Origin of the sequence: Paracandidimonas soli (assembly GCF_004342005.1) — a bacterium.
Classification (GTDB): domain Bacteria; phylum Pseudomonadota; class Gammaproteobacteria; order Burkholderiales; family Burkholderiaceae_B; genus Paracandidimonas; species Paracandidimonas soli.
Map to the genome: position 1 here is coordinate 33,671 of NZ_SMBX01000004.1, position 16,887 is coordinate 50,557.

15 protein-coding genes and 2 pseudogenes are annotated in these 16,887 nt (G+C 57.1%); 7 read left to right on the plus strand and 10 right to left on the minus strand.

Going from position 1 to position 16,887, the window contains the following annotated elements:
* Genes EV686_RS09395 through EV686_RS09405 form a run of 3 tightly spaced genes read right to left on the minus strand, consistent with a single transcriptional unit; the run spans window position 1 to window position 3,319 of the window.
* Entirely contained in the window at window positions 1-1,215 is a 1,215-nt protein-coding gene (locus EV686_RS09395) for an SAM-dependent methyltransferase (protein WP_132476181.1), read from the minus strand.
* On the minus strand, window positions 1,212-1,973 hold the full coding sequence (locus EV686_RS09400; RefSeq protein WP_132476898.1) for a DUF1365 domain-containing protein: 762 nt from the start codon (window positions 1,971-1,973) through the stop codon (window positions 1,212-1,214). The genes EV686_RS09395 and EV686_RS09400 overlap by 4 nt, the downstream gene beginning before the upstream one ends.
* Window positions 1,974-2,032: 59 nt before the next feature.
* Window positions 2,033-3,319: an NAD(P)/FAD-dependent oxidoreductase gene (locus EV686_RS09405; RefSeq protein WP_132476184.1), complete on the minus strand. Its 1,287-nt coding sequence runs from the start codon at window positions 3,317-3,319 to the stop codon at window positions 2,033-2,035.
* Between the two features lie 185 nt (window positions 3,320-3,504).
* Between EV686_RS09405 and EV686_RS09410 the strand changes: the two genes are divergently transcribed.
* From EV686_RS09410 to EV686_RS09420, 3 genes are all read left to right on the plus strand, one after another.
* Window positions 3,505-4,110 (plus strand): TetR/AcrR family transcriptional regulator, encoded by a 606-nt coding sequence (locus tag EV686_RS09410; RefSeq protein ID WP_132476187.1) that lies wholly within the window; start codon window positions 3,505-3,507, stop codon window positions 4,108-4,110.
* Window positions 4,111-4,132: 22 nt separating this feature from the next.
* Complete coding sequence (locus tag EV686_RS09415) at window positions 4,133-5,575, plus strand: cryptochrome/photolyase family protein (RefSeq protein WP_132476190.1); 1,443 nt, start codon at window positions 4,133-4,135, stop codon at window positions 5,573-5,575.
* A 179-nt stretch (window positions 5,576-5,754) separates the two neighbouring features.
* A complete protein-coding gene (locus EV686_RS09420) occupies window positions 5,755-5,967 on the plus strand; it encodes a PAS domain-containing protein (protein ID WP_132476193.1) in 213 nt (70 codons plus the stop codon).
* A gap of 27 nt (window positions 5,968-5,994) precedes the next feature.
* On the opposite strand, the gene EV686_RS09425 is transcribed toward EV686_RS09420, so the two are convergent.
* Window positions 5,995-7,130, minus strand: a protein-coding gene (locus EV686_RS09425) for an IS3 family transposase (protein ID WP_377748161.1) whose coding sequence is annotated in 2 segments (ribosomal slippage) — window positions 5,995-6,866 and window positions 6,866-7,130 — 1,137 coding nt in all. Because the reading frame shifts where the segments join, the coding sequence is not laid out codon by codon here.
* Between EV686_RS09425 and EV686_RS09430 the strand changes: the two genes are divergently transcribed.
* Both EV686_RS09430 and EV686_RS09435 read left to right on the plus strand, forming a co-directional pair.
* Window positions 7,123-7,902, plus strand: a complete 780-nt coding sequence (locus tag EV686_RS09430) for a GGDEF domain-containing protein (protein WP_165972563.1) — start codon at window positions 7,123-7,125, stop codon at window positions 7,900-7,902. The two genes, EV686_RS09425 and EV686_RS09430, sit on opposite strands and share 8 nt — an antisense overlap.
* A 51-nt stretch (window positions 7,903-7,953) precedes the next feature.
* Window positions 7,954-8,676, plus strand: a complete 723-nt coding sequence (locus tag EV686_RS09435) for an EAL domain-containing protein (RefSeq protein WP_132476202.1) — start codon at window positions 7,954-7,956, stop codon at window positions 8,674-8,676.
* A gap of 481 nt (window positions 8,677-9,157) precedes the next feature.
* Here the strand turns inward: EV686_RS09435 and tnpC are convergent, their stop codons facing one another.
* The 3 genes from tnpC to tnpA form a co-directional block, all read right to left on the minus strand.
* Entirely contained in the window at window positions 9,158-10,717 is a 1,560-nt protein-coding gene (tnpC, locus tag EV686_RS09440) for an IS66 family transposase (protein ID WP_377748311.1), read from the minus strand.
* A gap of 65 nt (window positions 10,718-10,782) precedes the next feature.
* Window positions 10,783-11,115, minus strand: a complete 333-nt coding sequence (gene tnpB / locus EV686_RS09445) for an IS66 family insertion sequence element accessory protein TnpB (protein WP_132476205.1) — start codon at window positions 11,113-11,115, stop codon at window positions 10,783-10,785.
* Entirely contained in the window at window positions 11,112-11,519 is a 408-nt protein-coding gene (tnpA, locus tag EV686_RS09450) for an IS66-like element accessory protein TnpA (RefSeq protein WP_132476208.1), read from the minus strand. The genes tnpB and tnpA overlap by 4 nt, the downstream gene beginning before the upstream one ends.
* 81 nt (window positions 11,520-11,600) lie before the next feature.
* On the opposite strand from tnpA, the pseudogene EV686_RS09455 reads away from it, so the two are divergent.
* Window positions 11,601-12,026 (plus strand): annotated as a pseudogene (locus EV686_RS09455) (uroporphyrinogen decarboxylase/cobalamine-independent methonine synthase family protein); the annotation flags it as partial.
* 22 nt (window positions 12,027-12,048) lie between these two features.
* Here EV686_RS09455 and EV686_RS09460 read toward each other — a convergent pair.
* A complete protein-coding gene (locus EV686_RS09460) occupies window positions 12,049-13,575 on the minus strand; it encodes an ABC transporter substrate-binding protein (protein WP_132476211.1) in 1,527 nt (508 codons plus the stop codon).
* A 209-nt stretch (window positions 13,576-13,784) separates the two neighbouring features.
* Here EV686_RS09460 and EV686_RS09465 point away from each other — a divergent pair, with 209 nt between their 5' ends.
* Window positions 13,785-15,380, plus strand: coding sequence for a GGDEF domain-containing protein (locus EV686_RS09465; protein WP_132476214.1), 1,596 nt, complete (start codon window positions 13,785-13,787; stop codon window positions 15,378-15,380).
* A 62-nt stretch (window positions 15,381-15,442) separates the two neighbouring features.
* Here EV686_RS09465 and EV686_RS09470 read toward each other — a convergent pair whose 3' ends face one another.
* Both EV686_RS09470 and EV686_RS09475 read right to left on the minus strand, forming a co-directional pair.
* Window positions 15,443-15,748 (minus strand): monooxygenase, encoded by a 306-nt coding sequence (locus EV686_RS09470; RefSeq protein WP_132476217.1) that lies wholly within the window; start codon window positions 15,746-15,748, stop codon window positions 15,443-15,445.
* A 179-nt stretch (window positions 15,749-15,927) separates the two neighbouring features.
* Window positions 15,928-16,860 (minus strand): annotated as a pseudogene (locus tag EV686_RS09475) (methyl-accepting chemotaxis protein); the annotation flags it as partial.
* Window positions 16,861-16,887: the final 27 nt, after the last annotated feature.

Below are 16,887 nucleotides of genomic sequence, written 5' to 3' on the forward strand. Positions count from 1 at the left end.
TTAGCTGGGCCTGGTAAATACAAATTGCACAACGTCCGTGCGCTGCTCTTCAAACCCTGCCTCGCAATAAGCAAGGTAGAGCCGCCAGACACGCACAAAAGCATCGTCGAATCCCAGCCTGCGAACTTCTGCCAGATTCTTCTCGAATGCCTGTCGCCAGCGCCTGAGGGTTTCGGCGTAATCCAGGCCGAAGCGCAGCGTAATGTCACCCTCAAGACCAGCCTTGCGCCCTACCCCGAGCAGTCGCTCCGGGCTAGGCAGCATGCCGCCAGGGAAAATGGCCTGCCTGATGAAGTCGCTGCTGCGGCGATAATGCTCGAATCGCGCTTCGTCGATGGTGATGGATTGAAGCAGTGCCTGTGCTCCGGGCTTGAGCCGTTCGTGCAAGATGCGGCCAAACTCCGGCCAGAATTTTTCGCCTACCGCTTCGAACATTTCTATAGAGACCACGGCGTCGTACTGGCCATGCAGATCACGATAATCGCAAAGCTCTACCCGGACGACCTCAGTGAGCCCTTCATCCAGGATGCGTTGCCGCGCCAATTCGTACTGAGCTTCAGAAATCGTCACGGCATGCACTCGTATTCCCTGACGGGCGGCATGCAAGGCAAACCCTCCCCAGCCACAGCCTATTTCCAGCACCTGCATACCCGGCCGCAATGCCAAAGACTGCACGATATGCTCGTACTTGTCAGTCTGGGCCTGTTCGAGGCTCTTTGCCGCCTCTCCCGCAAACAGCGCGCTGGAATAACTCATCCCGGGATCGAGCCACTGTTTATAAAACGCGTTGCCGATATCGTAATGGGCATGGATATTGCGTTTGCTTCCCGCCCGGCTGTTCACGCGCAAGCGATGCAACAAGGCGTACCACAGGCGCGAAATCCATTTGCCCCACACCGCCTCGGGAAGCACCGCTTCATTGCACAAAGCAAAGCGCAGCAGGTCTGTCAAATCCGGGGTGTCCAGCCAGCCAGCCTGATAGGCATCTGCAAAACCGATGTCACCGCTCTTAAGTATCCGCGAGCAAGCACGCCAATCATGGATGGTCAGCACGGCCCCAGGCAGCGACATGGAGTTGCCGAATATTCGCCTCTCGCCTGATGGCATTACCAGAGTCAGATGTCCGACCCGGACGCGCTCGAGCAGCGAAAAAAATAGCTGGGCATACGTGGGCACACGCTCTATGGCGGAGTCAGACGCAAAGTAGGATGTCATGGTTTCTTTTCTGTTATTGCGTTTTCGGAAGTAACGGTGGGTGATGCCGCGTTCGAAACTTGAGGTTTTGGAAAAAATGGAACGTCAGCCAGCCAAAGACGCATTGCCTGCCAATAAATTCGCGCAATGATTGAAAAGGTCATGAAAGGCTGTCTCATCAAGGCTTGCGTAGCCGATTGGCGGTTGAGCACGCTCTTGCGCCCACCAATTGATGTACGCAACACCAGACCAGCGCTATCAAAATAATCAATGCCCACGAATGAAGTGTCTGCCGTGTCCCTTACGCGAAACTGATATCGGCCTTCTACGCGACAAAAAGGCGATACATGCAATTGCTTCCGGCATTCGAGCGTGGTGCTGCTGGTGATGGCCTGGCCTTCTGGCCCAGTCAGCAGATAACTGTGCCGCTCTCCGAAGGTACTGGTTACCTCAGCCAATAGCGCTCGCAATCCGCCTGCGCTGTCATGGCAATACCAGAAACTTACCGGATTGAAGACGTAGCCGAAGACGCGGGGAAAGGTCTGCAGCCAGATCTCGCCATCGGCCTGCACGCCCGCTTCGGCAAGATGCCGACGCATCCAGACGGCCAGATCAGATCCGTCGCATGCCCCATAGTCGCGCGTACGGATGCCCATCAAGCAACGGCGATCTACACCAAACCACCATCGATCAAGATCTTTCAGCCGATCAAGATTGAGCCGTACGCAGAACACCGGGTAAACAAAACGGTTGTGCGCAGGCCGCAGCCGTTCATGCATAACCCGCTCAACCAGCAACAAGGGGGGACTTAGTGTGTCTGAAGTGGAACCAAAGGTGCTCATAACTTGGCCCATTCCGGAGAAACGCCAAAACTTTTGGCGATGCGAAGCGCTGATTTCAGGCCGTCTTCGTGAAAACCATAACCCGTCCAGGCACCGACATGCCAGGTGCCGTTCAACCCCTGCAGCGAGGAAAGCTGCGTCTGTGCCGCAATGGCATGCAGGTCAAGAATGGGATGCGCATACTCGAAGGAAGACAGCAGCTTCTCCGGCGCGGGCGGCTCGATGGGGTTCAGGGTTACCACCAGTGGCGTGCTGAACGGCAAGGGCTGGAGCTGATTAAGCAGATAGCTAACACAAACAGGACGGCTGGCGCCCGCCGCATTTGCGCCCAGGTAGTTCCAGGCGGACCATACGCGGCGACGGCGAGGCAAAAGAGAAGCATCGGTATGAAGCACCGCCGTATTTTTTTGATAGCGCACGGCGCCGAGTATGGCTTGCTCGCGCCTATCGGGATTTGCCAGCATGCGCAGCGAGTCAGGAGCGTGCGTAGCCATGATGACAGCATCGAATTGCTCTGCGCCCGACGCGGTCAATATGGAAACGCTGCCTGCGTTGCGAGAAATCCCGAGCACCCGGGAGTTCAGGCGCAGGCCGGGAATCTGGCGAATCATGCGTCCCACGTATTCACGGCCACCGCCGACCACGGTTCTCCATTGAGGACGATTGCGCACTTGCAACAGCCCGTGATTTACGCAGAAACGAAGAAAAGTTGCGGCCGGGAAGTTCAGGATATCGGCGGCGGCGCTAGACCAGATAGCCGACGACATGGGAAGCAGATAGTTGTTCCTGAAAGTGATGCCATAACCGCCCTGCAACAAGAGCTCGTTCAAAGAGCAGCCCGTGGTCTCTGCCATATCAAGATGGCGCTGCGCCGAACTATTGAAACGCACGATATCGCGCAACATGCCAATAAAGCTCGGCGAAAAAATGTTGCGCCGCTGCGCAAACACCGTGTTCAGATCACTGCCCGCCCATTCAAGCCGGCCATCATCGAGCGACACGGAAAAGCTCATGTCACTGGGATGTGTCGCTACGTTCAGCTCTTCGAACAGCTTGATGAGATTCGGATAGGTGCGGTCATTGAGAACCAGAAAGCCGGTATCGACGGGATGCGTCACGCCGTCCAGGGTCACATCCACCGTATTGGTATGCCCACCGGGATAGTCGGCGGCTTCGAACAAGGTGACGTCGTAACGCCTGGCCAGCAAGTAAGCGCTGGCCAGGCCACTGATGCCCGCACCCACCACGGCGACACGCGCGCCATAAACGGGGGCGCTAGACATGAAGCACCCTGACGGTCGGCATACCGCTTTGATGTGGGTGGCGACGGCGGCACGGTGGTGGCGCGATGCAAACCCTAGGAATATCTGTGCGAGCAGTAAACATTGTGCGCATTCTCAGCAATCAGTGATAAGATTAAATCTACTTCCATGTAAAAACCGCTACTAGTTAGTATTTATATTTACGAATGAGTATTCTAAATCGATCCAGCTTCAAAGACAAGGCTTTTAAGATGCGCGAAGACGCAATTCTTGACGCCACCGCGAAAACCCTGGGCGTCAAGGGTTTTGATCTGATGACGATGGACGACATCGCCATCGAGGTCGGTATCTCCAAGCCCAGCTTATACAAGCATTTCAAGTCCAAGGAAGATCTGGTTTGCGAAGCCATGATTCGGCTGATGAATGGAGCGCTGGAGCGTCTTGATGATTTGCCAAAAGAGGCAACGCCACGCGAGCAACTAAAGGCATTGCTGGAGTGGGCACTAAGGGTGCGGCTGACCGGCGGCTTGCCGTTTCTTCCCTCAACCAGTCCTCATGTACGCAAGATGCTTACACGCAACTTGAGGTATGTCACACGCGTACTCAAGCTGCATAATCGGCTCAAGAAAATCGTTGGGCAAGGCAAAGCCAAGGGTGAGCTCAGCACCAGCCTGCCCGATGACGTGATCCTGTTCTCTTTCTATGCCAGAACCTGCGACCCGTCAGTCGAATATCTTCAGCTCTATAGCAAGCTGGATGACGATGCCATCGTGCAACATATGCTGAAGGTCTGCTTTGAAGGCTTACAGTAGCTTTGCCCCGGGAACCAGCGCCATGCCCAAATTCGAACGCGGCCTGATGTGGTTTCGGCGTGACTTGCGCCTTGAGGACAATGCCACCCTGGTACAGGCGTTACGCGAATGTCGCAGGCTTTTTTGTGTTTTTGTCTTTGATACCGACATTCTGTCGACACTTCCTGCGGATGACCGGCGCGTCGCTTTTATTGACGACTGCATCACCGAACTTGATGCTGAGCTGCGGGCGGCCGGCGGTGGGCTGATCGTTCGCCATGAGGCTGCGCATAAGGCAATACCCGATTTGGCGCGAAGCCTGAATGCAGACGCCGTCTTCGCTGGCCGCGACTACGAGCCTGAAGCAAAATCGCGCGACCAGCGGGTGGCTGCCGCGCTCAAGCTGGAACAGCGTCATTTCCTCCAGTGCAAAGATCAAGCCATCTTCGAAATGGACGAAATTCTTAATGGGCAAGGCGAACCTTATAAGGTGTTTACGGCTTACAAAAACGCCTGGCTCAAGGCACTGCGCCCGACGCATATTGAACCGTTTATCAATCAGCCGCCATCAGGCACGTTGGCGCCGCCGCCAGCCCAGCTGACGCAACGCCCCTCCCTTAATGATATTGGCTTCGGCCATCCAGCGCATCCGATTCCCGTAGCTACCGGCAGTCGCGGCGCTCAGGGTTTGCTTGCTGATTTCCTGCCACGCATGGATCTCTATCACGAACGCCGGGATTTCCCCGCCGTTAAAGGGCCGAGCTATCTGTCCGTGCATTTGCGCTTCGGCACCATTTCAATTCGCGCCCTGGCCCGCGAAGCCTATCCCGCCATGCAAGCAGGCAGCGTCGGTGCGGCGACCTGGTTAAGCGAACTGATATGGCGTGATTTCTATTTCATGATTCTGCATCACTTTCCCCATGTCGCTGGACAAGCATTTCGCCCTGAATATGATTCCATTTCATGGGAATGCGGCCCCGAAGCTGACAAGCTTTTTCGGGCCTGGTGCGACGGCATCACAGGCTATCCCATCGTGGACGCTGCCATGCGCCAGTTGAACCAGACCGGCTATATGCATAATCGACTCAGGATGGTCGTTGCAAGCTTCCTGACCAAAGACCTGGGTATAGACTGGCGCAGGGGCGAACAGTACTTCGCCCGGCAACTGAACGACTTTGACCTCTCGGCCAATAATGGGGGTTGGCAATGGGCCGCATCCACAGGCTGTGATGCGCAGCCTTACTTTCGAATATTCAATCCCATCACACAATCGCGCAAATTCGATGCACAGGGCCACGTCATTCGACGCTACGTTCCCGAGCTCGCGGCTCTTTCCAGCAAAGATATCCATGCTCCGTGGCTGGCTCAGCCAACTGCGCTAGTCCACGCCGGGATAACGCTGGGCGTCAGCTACCCTATGCCCATCGTCGATCACGGCTGCGCGCGCAAGGTAACCTTGGCGCGCTACGGGATATTGAAAGACTGAACCCACAAAAGAACCCACCCCCATTCCCTCGCCAACCGCGCTGGTTAAAAACGTCCGAAACATACGCCAAAAGGAGGGTGGATGGATTTTCTGTCATACTTCGTATAACATATATTTCATCTTGCATGTGGATCGGTATGATCGCAGGTTCCATTGCTTTTATTGTAAGGTTCCTCTAAATGCCCCGTCCCCAAACCATGTCAGCCAGCTTTCTATATACCTTGTTGGAAAGTATTGATGATATGGTCATTGTTACCGAGATTGACCCCCTAGATGCTCCAGGCCCGAAAATTGTTTATGTAAATAAGGCATTTACCGGCATCTCCGGCTATACGTTCGAAGAAGCAGTGGGGCAAAGAGAGGTGGCTCCGGTTGTTTGGACAGTATTTTGAGATTTTAAGTGGAACGCTCCGGGCACATCATGCTGCCGTTTTAATCGCAGGCAGCGTCGCGAAGTATGCCTCATCGGGGGTCTGATCGGCCAAACTGGAGTGAGGGCGCCTCTGGTTGTACAACTGGATATACGCCCCGATGGACTGCCTGGCCTGGCTGACCGATTCGTAGGCCTTCAGATACACCTCCTCGTACTTGATGCTGCGCCATACCCGTTCGACAAACACGTTGTCGCGCCAGCTTCCCTTGCCATCCATGGATAACCGGATGCCTCGGCTTTGTACTGCTTCAGCGAAGGCGCTGGCTGTGAATTGGCTGCCCTGATCGGTATTGACGATATCAGGCAACCCGTAGCGGGTAAAGGCTTCTTCCAAGGCGTCAACGGCATGCACCGCCTCCAGCGTGATGGCCACCCGATGAGCCAGAACCTTGCGACTGGCCCAGTCTACGACTGCGGTCAGATACACAAAGCCCCGAGCCATCGGGATATAGGTCGTGTCCAGCGCCCACACCTGATTGGCCCGATCGATCCGCATATCGCGCAGCAGGTACGGCCAAACTTTGTGCTGGACGTTGCGCCGGCTCGTGTTGGGCTTGCAATACAGCGCCTTAACGCCCATGCGTTTCATCAGGGTGCCCACGTGTCGTCGGCCGACCTCATGGCCCTCACGGCGCAGTAGCCGCGCCAGCATGCGGGCCCTGGCAAACGGAAACTCCAGATGCAGCTCGTCGATCCGGCGCATCAACATCAGATCTCTATCGTTGACAGGCCGGGCCTGATAATACACGCTCGATCGAGCAATCCCCACCAATTTGGCCTGGCGTGACACCGGCAGTGCATGCGTACGGTCTATCATCGCTTTGCGCTCAGCAATCCCGCCTTGGTGAGCGCGCTTTCTAAAAAATCATTCTCCAGCGTGAGCTGGCCGATCTTGGCATGTAGCACCTTCAGATCGGCCGGCGGCTCGTTGTTGCTCTGTCCTGCCGACCCGAATACGTCCGCCGCCTTCTCCTGCAACTGCCGCTTCCATTCCGTGATCTGGTTCGGATGCACATCAAATTGCTGAGCCAGTTCGGCCAGGGTGCGATCCCCCTTGACCGCCGCCAAGGCCACCTTGGCCTTGAACGCCGCTGAGTGTGTTCGTCTCGTTCTCTTGGTCATCTCTCTGGTTCCTTTACCGGCATTATCGCCGGATCAGGCCCAGAGCTCTCCACTTATCGGACTGTCTGAATTTCCGCCGCCACCTCTGCTAGCACTACAGCAACAGCGCGAATGCCACGAAGAGGTTCTGAACTATCACAAGGACGGCACCCCTTATTGGTTGCACCTGCATATCGTGCCATTGCCTGATGAGGCTGGCAAAGTACGTTACTTCGGTGCGATCGAACGCGACATCACCGTGCAGCGCAAGCAAACGGAACGGCTATTGCGCCTGGCGCACCGCGATGTGCTGACCGGCCTGCCTAATCGAGCCGCCCTGGAAGAAAAGTTCCGCAGCCTGTCAATCAGGCCATCGGCGCGCGGCCATTCGCTTGTGTTGCTGGATCTGGATGAATTCAAACAGGTGAATGACACTTACGGTCACCTTGCCGGCGACGAATTACTTAGAATGTTTGCGACCTTACTATTGTCGAATCTTCGCCGGGATGATTTCGTGGCTCGCCTTGGGGGTGATGAATTTGTCATCCTGCTGCCGGATACACTACTTGAAGATGCGCACCAGGTGGCCCAGAAAATCGTTGCTGGAAGTTTTGAGCTTGAAATTAAAAAGAACAATCCAATCCAGTTTGGATCAAGCGCCGGAGTAACTGCGTTATTGTTTGGCGAAGGCTTGAACTCTGCCATGGCTCGGGCCGACAAGGCGTTATATAGCGCAAAGTCAGGCGGAAAGAGAACAGTAAAAATCAAATTGAAAAGCGCCACTCACGAATGAAACACCCTCGGCAGTGATGCACGTCAACCAATCTACACATAGCATCAACCAATGTTCATTACTTCAACTGACCACCCTTCATCGGCTTCTAAATGCACGGCATGCCGGGATGGACATGGCCTGAATTTTGATTTCACAATGGCGTTTCAGCCCATCCTGGATCTTCACACCGGGCGGCCGTACGCATATGAAGCACTGGTTCGAGGGCTGCAAGGCGAATCCGCCGCGACAGTCCTCGCCCTGGTCAACGACGGCAACCGATATCAATTCGACCAATCATGCCGCATCAAGGCCATAGAACTGGCCAGCAGCCTTGGGTTGCAGGATTTGCCGGACTGCAAACTGACCATCAACTTTCTGCCTAACGCCGTCTACCAGCCCGCAGCCTGCATACAGGCCACATTGAAAGCTGCCCGCCAGTGCGAATTTCCGCTGGAAAGGCTCATGTTCGAAGTAACCGAAGGCGAACAGCTGGACGACCCGGCACACCTCGTAAATATTTTCGAGGAATACCATCGACACGGATTCACGACAGCAATTGATGATTTCGGCGCCGGATATTCAGGCTTGAACTTATTGGCCCGATTCCAGCCACACGTGCTCAAGCTTGATATGGAGCTGACCCGCGACATTGACAGCAATGTGGCGCGGCAAGCCATTGTGGCGGGCGTCGTACTGATGGCCGAGAAACTTGACATCCTGATAATAGCCGAGGGAATCGAAACCCAGGCCGAATGCGATTTGTTGAGCGACTTGGGCGTTCGCTATATGTAAGGTTACTTATTCGCCCGACCGACGATTGGCAAGTTGGTGTAACTTAAAACCCCACACTTACACTCCGGGTCAGGATAGTGGCAATTTCACCGGCGCACTGGCCGGACTTGTATTTTTTTTGTAGCATTACGCGTCAGGGCAACAGCGCATCGGCCCAAACTACCAGATGATCGGAGAACACGGTCGACAGATCGCGCAGGCTACATATTCCATCTTCTTGTTTCTTCAAAAGCTGGTTGGTTTCCTTGCTGACCGGAATCGAAGATTCCGAGCGGATTTTCCATTCCAGAGGCGTTTGCCTGGAGCAAATTGAGTGCGGGTTGTGGTTACAACGCGGACAGTCAAGCTCTTGAAATCTCCTGGGTCGACCCCAAAATAATCACTGGAAGCGCCACGGCGTGGTAAACGAACGGGGAACACACATTGACGAACGGCCGCAGTAGCGGCCGTCAGTGTTTGGGCTTTAGGTTAACGGCGTTCACTACGCCGTGTCAGGCCGCCACCGATGCGGTAGCAATTCCTCTATCCGGCTATTCGGATGCGTGGGCAGGCGTGTGAGCACGTCCTTCAGATAAGCATACGGGTCATGCCCATTCATCTTCGCCGACTGGATCAGGCTCATGGCGGCAGCCGCGCGGCGGCCCGCCCGCAGGGAGCCTGCAAACAGCCAGTTCTTCCTGCCCAGGGCAATCGGTCGGATCTGGTTCTCGATGTGGTTGTTGTCGATGGGCAAGCGGCCATCATCCAGGTAGCGCGTCAACGCCGCCCAACGCTTCAGGCTGTAATCGAGGACACGGGCGATGTCAGTGCCCTCGGGCACCTTTATGCGATGTGCCGTCATCCAGGCATGCAAGGCTTCAGCAATGGGCCGCGCCTGTTGCTCTCGTAATCGCTGCCGTTCGTCAGGAGACATGCCTGCACTCAGGGCTTCGATCTCATAGAGTTGGCCGATGGTTTTCAGCGCCTGCTCAGCGATCTGGCTCTTGCCCGACTTATGCAGTTCGTAGAACTTGCGCCGAGCGTGCGCCATGCAGCCGGCTTCGGCAATGCCTTGCGCGAAGCCGGCTTTGTAGCCCGAGTAATCATCGCAAACCAGCACACCACGCCAGTCGCCGAGGAAGGCTCGGGCGTGAGCGCCTGAGCGCCCTTCGGTAAAGTCGTAAACGACCGCCTTCAGATCCTGGAAGGCGCCTGGGGCATAGGCCCAGAGATAGGCGCGATGGGTTTTCTTGCTCCCCGGTTGCAGGACCTGCACCGGCGTTTCATCCGCGTGCACCACCGGCGCATTCAGGATGACTTCCCGCAGCGCATCGACCAGCGGCTGCAAGCGCACCCCGCACACTCCCACCCATTCTGCCAAGGTGGAGCGTGGGATCTTTACCCCCGCTCGCGCGTAGATCTGCTCCTGGCGATAGAGCGGTAGATGGTCTGCATACTTCGCCACCAGCACATGGGTCAACAGCCCTGATGTGGCGATGCCCTTGTCGATGACCTGAGCGGGCATCGGTGCCTGGGTCAGGGTCTCACACTGGCGGCAGGCCCACTTGCCCCGGATGTGCTGCTCAACACTGAACACACCGGGGATGTAGTCCAGCTTTTCGGTGATGGCTTCCCCGATGCGCTGCATCTGGCAGCCGCAGGGGCAGGTGGTGGAATGCGGTTCGTGGTGTATCTGGACGCGGGGCAGTTCCGGCGGCAGCGCCTGGCGCTTGGGCTGAGAGACGGTCTTCTGCTTCGGCTGCGGGCCGCCCAGGTTGATGAGCTCCTGCGCGATGGCCGCGATGTCAGCATCGACCGCATCTTCCAGCAACAGCCCCTGTTCGCCGCCAAGCTGCTCACTCTTCTTGCCGAAGCGATAGCGACGCAGCACCGCGATCTCGTGCGTGAGCTTGCGGATGTGGGTGCCTTTGAAGTGAATGTCGTGGGCTTGCTTGGCCACCACTTGGCGGGTCTCATCCAGCTCACCCATCAACTGCTGGGCCAACGCCCGCAGGGCGTCGGCATCAAGTTGATCAGGGTGGGCAACAGACTTCACAGACATGATCTCCATGATCTCATGCCTGTGTGCAGCGCACCATTCGCACTGCTACGGATTGCAAATCCGCGTCACAACAGCGTGATAGACGCGTGCTCGCCCAGGCGCTGCCAGGGCAGGCCAATGACCAGGGCGCGGGCCTGTTCGGCGGTGAGTGCAATCTGTGTGTCACCCGGCCGGGGCCAGTGGATACTGCCCTGATGCAAACGCCGTGCGGCCAGCCAAATGCCAAAGCCGTCGCACACCAGCGCCTTCAACCGTGTGCCACGGCGGTTGGCAAACACGTAGGCGTGATGTGGCTGTGAGGCCCCAAAAACTTCTACCACGCGCGTCAGCAGCCGATCCATGCCGCTACGCATATCCACCGGCTCCACCGCGAGCCAGACCTGATCAATGCGAATCACCGCAACCACTCCCGCAGCAGTTCGGTGCAATGCGCCGCAGCACTCACCGGCCAGGTGACCCGCACGGTCGTGCTGCCACGGGTCAGGCTCAGACTGATGGCGTCGCTGCTTGGCGGCGCCGCAGCCAAGCTGACAGGAACGAAGGGAGGCGGCAATACAGCAGAGGGCATCGGCTGATCCTGGGCAGTAGAGGGGGCTGCGACCGCGTCGCCCCCGTGATATCCGTAGCGCTCGTGTTCCGTCACCCAACGACGCAGCAGATTAGCGTTCAGGCCGTGCTCCAGTGCAATGGCGGCCACCGAGACGCCGGGATACTGGCAGGCTGCCACAAGCTCAGCTTTGAAAGCGGGATCGAAGGTCCGGCGCCGGCGGCGCCCGGAAGAGCTCTTAGCAATAGTGTTCACGTGTCCACCAAGAAATATAATGGACACGTATGCTCTTATGCGAGAGCCGAGGATTCAATGTGTGTTCGGCGGATGCTTACGATTGAAGGGCTGCAATGCGAGACTGCCGTGCATATTTGCTATGGCTACGGCATCAAGGCCAACACTGACTGGAAAAAGACGCTTGGGTCGGAATGGCGTCAGTACGAAGAATCGTTCCCGAAACTGCAGAAGTCCAATATCGACATTATTTCGCTCGAATGTCATAACTCGCATGTGCCGATTGATTTAATTGAACTTATACGCGGGAAAAAGGTGATGGTAGGTGCCATCGACGTGGCGACCAACAGCATTGAAACGCCTGAAGAAGTGGCGGCCACCCTACGAAAAGCGCTTCAGTTTGTGGATGCTGACAAGCTGTATCCCTGCACTAACTGCGGCATGGCACCCTTGTCTCGTGCGGTGGCAAGAGGCAAACTTCAGGCGCTTGCGGCTGGTGCGGAAATTGTCCGGGCGGAGCTGGCTTAGAGCGAAGCGGCTATGGCGTAAATCATGCCCAACGCAAGGCGGAAATATCGTGCGTGTAGATGGGGTAGTTCATCCACAGCCCTTGCAGCCCCTTGCGCGCCACCGTGCTGATTTGTGAGGAAAATAACCACACATTGACGGCATCGTCGGTCAGGTAGCGCTGCAACTGGGCGTACAGTAACTGCCGTTCGCGGGGGACGCGACTGGTGGCGTGGCGGGTGGCCAGGTCACGGAAGGCAGGGCTGTCGTAGCCGAAGTAATAGTCCGGGTCGGCGTAGATCATGTGGTCCAGCGGCTCGACGTGCGTGATCAGGGACATGTCGAAATCGCCCTTGAACGTGTGCTGCATCCAGTGCGCCCATGATACGGTTTCTATCTTGACGCGAACGCCGATCTGCTCCAGATAGTGGGCAATGAAGGGTGCGCCTTCGCGTGCGTAGGGTACGGGCAACGTGCTCAGGCGCAATTCCACGGGCTGGCGCACGCCTGCTTCGTGCAGCAGTTCGCGGGCGCGTTCGGGGTTGTAGGCATACAGGTTGGCCAGATTCAAAAAACCAGGGTCAGAAGGGGCGAAGTGGGAGCCAATGACCGTTCCTTTGCCCTGAAGCACCTGGCTGATGAAAGCCTGCCTGTCGATGGCATGCGTCAGAGCCTTACGCACGCGCGCATCGCCCAATAGCGGGTGGCGGTGGTTGAGCGCCAGCAGCCCTTTGCCGCTGGTGGTACCCAGCAGCATCTGATAGCGTGGGTTGCTGTGAAAGCGGTGCAGATCCTGGGTGATGAAGTTGATGAACACATCGACTTCGCCCGTTTCGAGTGCGCGGATCTGTGTCGGCAGGTCGTGAATAAAGTGAAAGGATGCGTTGACAATGGCTATGTCTTGCGGGGCGCGGTAGGTGCCGGCTTTCCGTAGGGCGATGCTGTTGCCCTTTTGCCAGTGAACAAACTCATATGGGCCTGTGCCTATTGGGTGTGTGGCGGCTTGGCCGGCGGTGTCGGGGTGCAGGATGACGGCTGTGGCCTCGCCCAGGCGGAACAGAAAGTGTGGGTCAGGGTCGCGCAATGTGAGTCGCAGGCGGTATGGGCCTTCGGCCTGCATGTGGGCGATGTTCTCGAAAACCCGATGGGCTTTATTTTGTGTGCCGGCAGCCCTGGCGCGTTCAAAACTGAAGATCACGCAGCTGGCGTCAAACGGCGCGCCGTCGTGAAAGTACACGCCCTGGCGCAGTTCGAACAGATAGTGCTGCGGGTTGTTGTCCTGGTTGTTCCAGGCAGTGGCCAGCAAGGGGTGGAGCGCGCCGCTCTCGTCAATTTTGACGAGGCTTTCCAAAATATTGTAGAGCGTCACCTGGCCCGCAGCGGAGGCTGCATTCGTGGTGGGGTCCAGGCTGACTGGTTCCTGAGAAATATTGAAAGAGACAGCGTTGCGCTGGATATTCGAAGCTGTAGCGAGGTTGCCCCAATGGCCCAGAGCCAGCAGACCCGCAGCGCCCAGTTGCTGGAGGCAGCGACGGCGTTCAAGGCTAATGGGAGAGGTGACGTTGACCATGCGCAGGTGTCAGAGAGTCAGAGGGATTTCTTATTATATTTTCAATTATCATATTCAGTATCATCTGATCAAGCCGATGAAAAATTCGGTTTGAAGTCTAAGACTCCTCTGAACAAGTCATCGCGCCGCGTGCTTTGCAGAATTGGGCGTACTGCTGCCGTTGCGAGCGCTCCCGAATGACTCAGTAGAATTTCGCGATTTTTCGCAATATGGAAAAGATGAAAGAAAACAAGCCTCGGTATCTTTTCCTCATGCTGGCATTTCTGCTATTGCTGTTGGCGCTGACGGCCTGGGGTGGCTGGAAGGTGTACGAAGAACGCGAAGTCCGCTACCGCCACCAGGTGGAAACAGATCTCAAAAACACCAGCGACCTCACCGTGCGCAACCTGTCTGGTTGGCGCGACCGCTTGGTGACCGGCGCTGCCGCCATGACCGACGATACGCTGTTCGCACGCGCCGCAGCCACCTGGCTGCGCGAGGCCGATGCTACCGCCCAGGCCGACCTGGAAGCGCGCATGCGTGTGCTGGTGGAGAGGGGGCGGCTTACCAAGATCATTTTGGCAGGCCCGCAAGGGCAGGTGCGCCTGGTCACCGGCAATATGATGGCCGGTGAGTTACCCGCGCGTGAAATGCAGGCCTTCCAAGAGGCGCTGCGAAGTGCGCAGGCGGTGGTGGTAGAGCCTTCCGCCGATGGTCACTTTGCCTACCCCTATATGGGGGTGATTGCCCCTTTGTATGATGGTATGCAGTCTCTGGGCGCTTTGTGGATGGTGGTGGATCTGCGCGATACCTTGTTCCCCTTGCTGGAAACAGTGCGGGGCGGGCGGGCCACCGCAGAGTCCGTGCTCTTGATGCCGCAGGGCGATGAAATCCTGCACATTAATCCGCTGCGCCATGACACCACCGCACAGGGCGTGGGGCATTTTGCTGCGCTGACGCAGCACGAAATGGTAGAAGTGCAGGCCGTGCGGGGCATTCGCGGTGTGGCCTATGGCCAGGACTACCAGGGGCAGGCTGTGCTGGCGGCTAGCAGTGTGGTGCCTGATTCGCCCTGGTTGCTGGTTTCCAAAATGACGGTCGCCGAGGCGTTTGCCCAGGACCGGCGTCGGGAAGGGCTGTATTTTGGCCTGCTGATCGGTGGCTCTTTTCTGAGCATTCTGGCTTTCATCATTTACTGGATGTGGTTGACCCGGCGGCGCGAACAGGCGTTGAAGCAAGAGCTGGAAAACTACCGGCATATGCTGGAGCAACAGGTGCGCAATGACAGCCTGACGGGCCTGGCCAATCGCCGTGCGCTGGATGAACTGCTCGAGCGGGAATGGGGGCGTGCAGTGCGCGACGGCCTACCCATCGCTGCGCTCATCATGGACATCGACTTCTTCAAAGGCTACAACGATTGTTACGGACACTTGGTGGGCGACGGCTGCTTGCAGCGCGTGGCTCAGGTGCTTCAGTTCAATATTCAGCGCTCTAAAGATATGGTTTTTCGATACGGCGGCGAGGAGTTTGTCGCGCTGCTGCCCAACACCCGCCTGCCCGAAGCCCGTCAACTTGCCGAGAAACTCTGTCAGGCATTGCAACGCGAGGGGATCGAAAACCAGGCGTCCCCGTTGGGCGGCGTCGTCACCATGAGTGTGGGCGTGGCCTGCATGCAGCCGCCGCACGACAGCGCGGACAGCGGCCATCGTTTGCTGGAAAATGCCGATACTGCGCTGTACGCGGCCAAGCATGCGGGCAGAAATCAGGTGGCAGTGTGCGCCGACGCAGCAGGCGAGGGCGGTAGAGCCAGCCCCACACCCCGCTGAATTTTTAATATCTGTTAGTGGAATCATCCGCAAGATTAGGACGACGCCTTTATTTCTGTCGTCTAAGAAATCGGGCCACGATCTATCTTTGTCAGGGCTTTCTGTACTTCAAATATCTTGCCGTTCACCTGCGGCACACCGAAGCTTTGGAGCCGTGCCGTGTGCATCGCCAGGTACGCATCTGCGCTCGGGCGGTCCTGGAAAAGGTAGATGCCGCCGGCTTCACCGGTGGTTTCGTTTGCAGTCCATATCTTCCAGATAAGGCCGGGTTCTTCGGCGATAGAACGAGCCAGGTCTTCCATCGCCTGGGTCATTTCATCGCCCCAGGGGCCGGAATAAGGAAAATCGACTTGAAGGATATAGCTCATGCAACGCTCCGGTTGAAAGTCCAAGACTGAAATTGGCATAGCCCGATAGCCAGCACCGATTTCTTGTCAACGTTTATGGATTGTGCTTGCCCTGGGCCTGTGGTCCAACAATGGGCTGCAGTGGATGTAATTAAACTGACTTCGTCGAGGTTCTCGATTGCCTGCGCCAACCTGCAGCGCTATCTGAATACGCGTACCGCGTCGACCAGTTGCCTGGCCTGCCAGTCGAGGGCCGCCGATGAGGCGGCGCTTTGTCTGACCATTTCCGTATTTTGTTGGGTGATGTGGTCCATGCGCGCTACGACGCTGCCAATCTGGCCTATTCCGTCACTTTGCTCGCGTGTGGCGGTGCTGATTTCTGCGATCAGGCCCGACACTTGCTGCGCTTGCGTGACGATCTGGCTGATAACTTCTCCGGCTTCGCCGACCACTTTTGACCCGGTTTCTATTTTACGGGCGCTGGTTTCGATCAGAGCCTTGATTTCTTGTGCTGAGGCGGCGCTGCGTTGGGCCAGCGCACGGACTTCGCTGGCTACGACTGCAAAGCCCCGGCCTTCAGAGCCGGCGCGCGCAGCTTCGACGGCTGCGTTGAGCGCCAGGAAATTGGTTTGAAAGGCAATTTCGTCGATCACACTTGTGATGTCCATGATGCGGCGCGAATCGCTGGAGATGTCTTCCATGGTGGCAACGACCTGTGCCATGGCCTTGCCGCCCCGGACAGCGGCCTGAGAAGCTGCGTGCGACAGGTCATTGGCCTTTTCTGCTGTTTCGGCGTTGTTCTGAACCGTTGCAACCATTTCTTCCATGGCTGCTGCCGTTGATTCAATGCTGGCAGCGGCCTGTTCCGTGCGTGCGCTGAGGTCTTGATTACCCTGCGCGATGCTGTTGACGGTAGTTTGCACTGCCACGGTCTGTTCGCTGACATCGTCAACCAGCCAGCGGAACATCAGGCCCAACTGACTGATGGTTCTCATGGTCATACCGATTTCATCGACACGAGCCAGATGCATGACATCGCGGTTGTTCCCGGTTGCGACATCAAGCGCGCATTGTCTGAGTTGTTCGAGCGGGCGGGCCAGTTGAGTTTCTAGTGACGCACCACAGCGCAAGCTGTCCTGGCTTCAGCAAAGCCGATCCAA

What these genes read in the sequence shown, in the direction of transcription:
- EV686_RS09395 (WP_132476181.1), bottom strand. Translation starts at nt 1,215, where the DNA reads ATGACATCCTACTTTGCGTCTGACTCCGCCATAGAGCGTGTGCCCACG.
- EV686_RS09400 (WP_132476898.1), bottom strand. Translation starts at nt 1,973, where the DNA reads ATGCATGAACGGCTGCGGCCTGCGCACAACCGTTTTGTTTACCCGGTG.
- EV686_RS09405 (WP_132476184.1), bottom strand. Translation starts at nt 3,319, where the DNA reads ATGTCTAGCGCCCCCGTTTATGGCGCGCGTGTCGCCGTGGTGGGTGCG.
- EV686_RS09410 (WP_132476187.1), top strand. Translation starts at nt 3,505, where the DNA reads ATGAGTATTCTAAATCGATCCAGCTTCAAAGACAAGGCTTTTAAGATG.
- EV686_RS09415 (WP_132476190.1), top strand. Translation starts at nt 4,133, where the DNA reads ATGCCCAAATTCGAACGCGGCCTGATGTGGTTTCGGCGTGACTTGCGC.
- EV686_RS09420 (WP_132476193.1), top strand. Translation starts at nt 5,755, where the DNA reads ATGCCCCGTCCCCAAACCATGTCAGCCAGCTTTCTATATACCTTGTTG.
- EV686_RS09435 (WP_132476202.1), top strand. Translation starts at nt 7,954, where the DNA reads ATGTTCATTACTTCAACTGACCACCCTTCATCGGCTTCTAAATGCACG.
- tnpC (WP_377748311.1), bottom strand. Translation starts at nt 10,717, where the DNA reads ATGTCTGTGAAGTCTGTTGCCCACCCTGATCAACTTGATGCCGACGCC.
- EV686_RS09460 (WP_132476211.1), bottom strand. Translation starts at nt 13,575, where the DNA reads ATGGTCAACGTCACCTCTCCCATTAGCCTTGAACGCCGTCGCTGCCTC.
- EV686_RS09465 (WP_132476214.1), top strand. Translation starts at nt 13,785, where the DNA reads ATGGAAAAGATGAAAGAAAACAAGCCTCGGTATCTTTTCCTCATGCTG.
- EV686_RS09470 (WP_132476217.1), bottom strand. Translation starts at nt 15,748, where the DNA reads ATGAGCTATATCCTTCAAGTCGATTTTCCTTATTCCGGCCCCTGGGGC.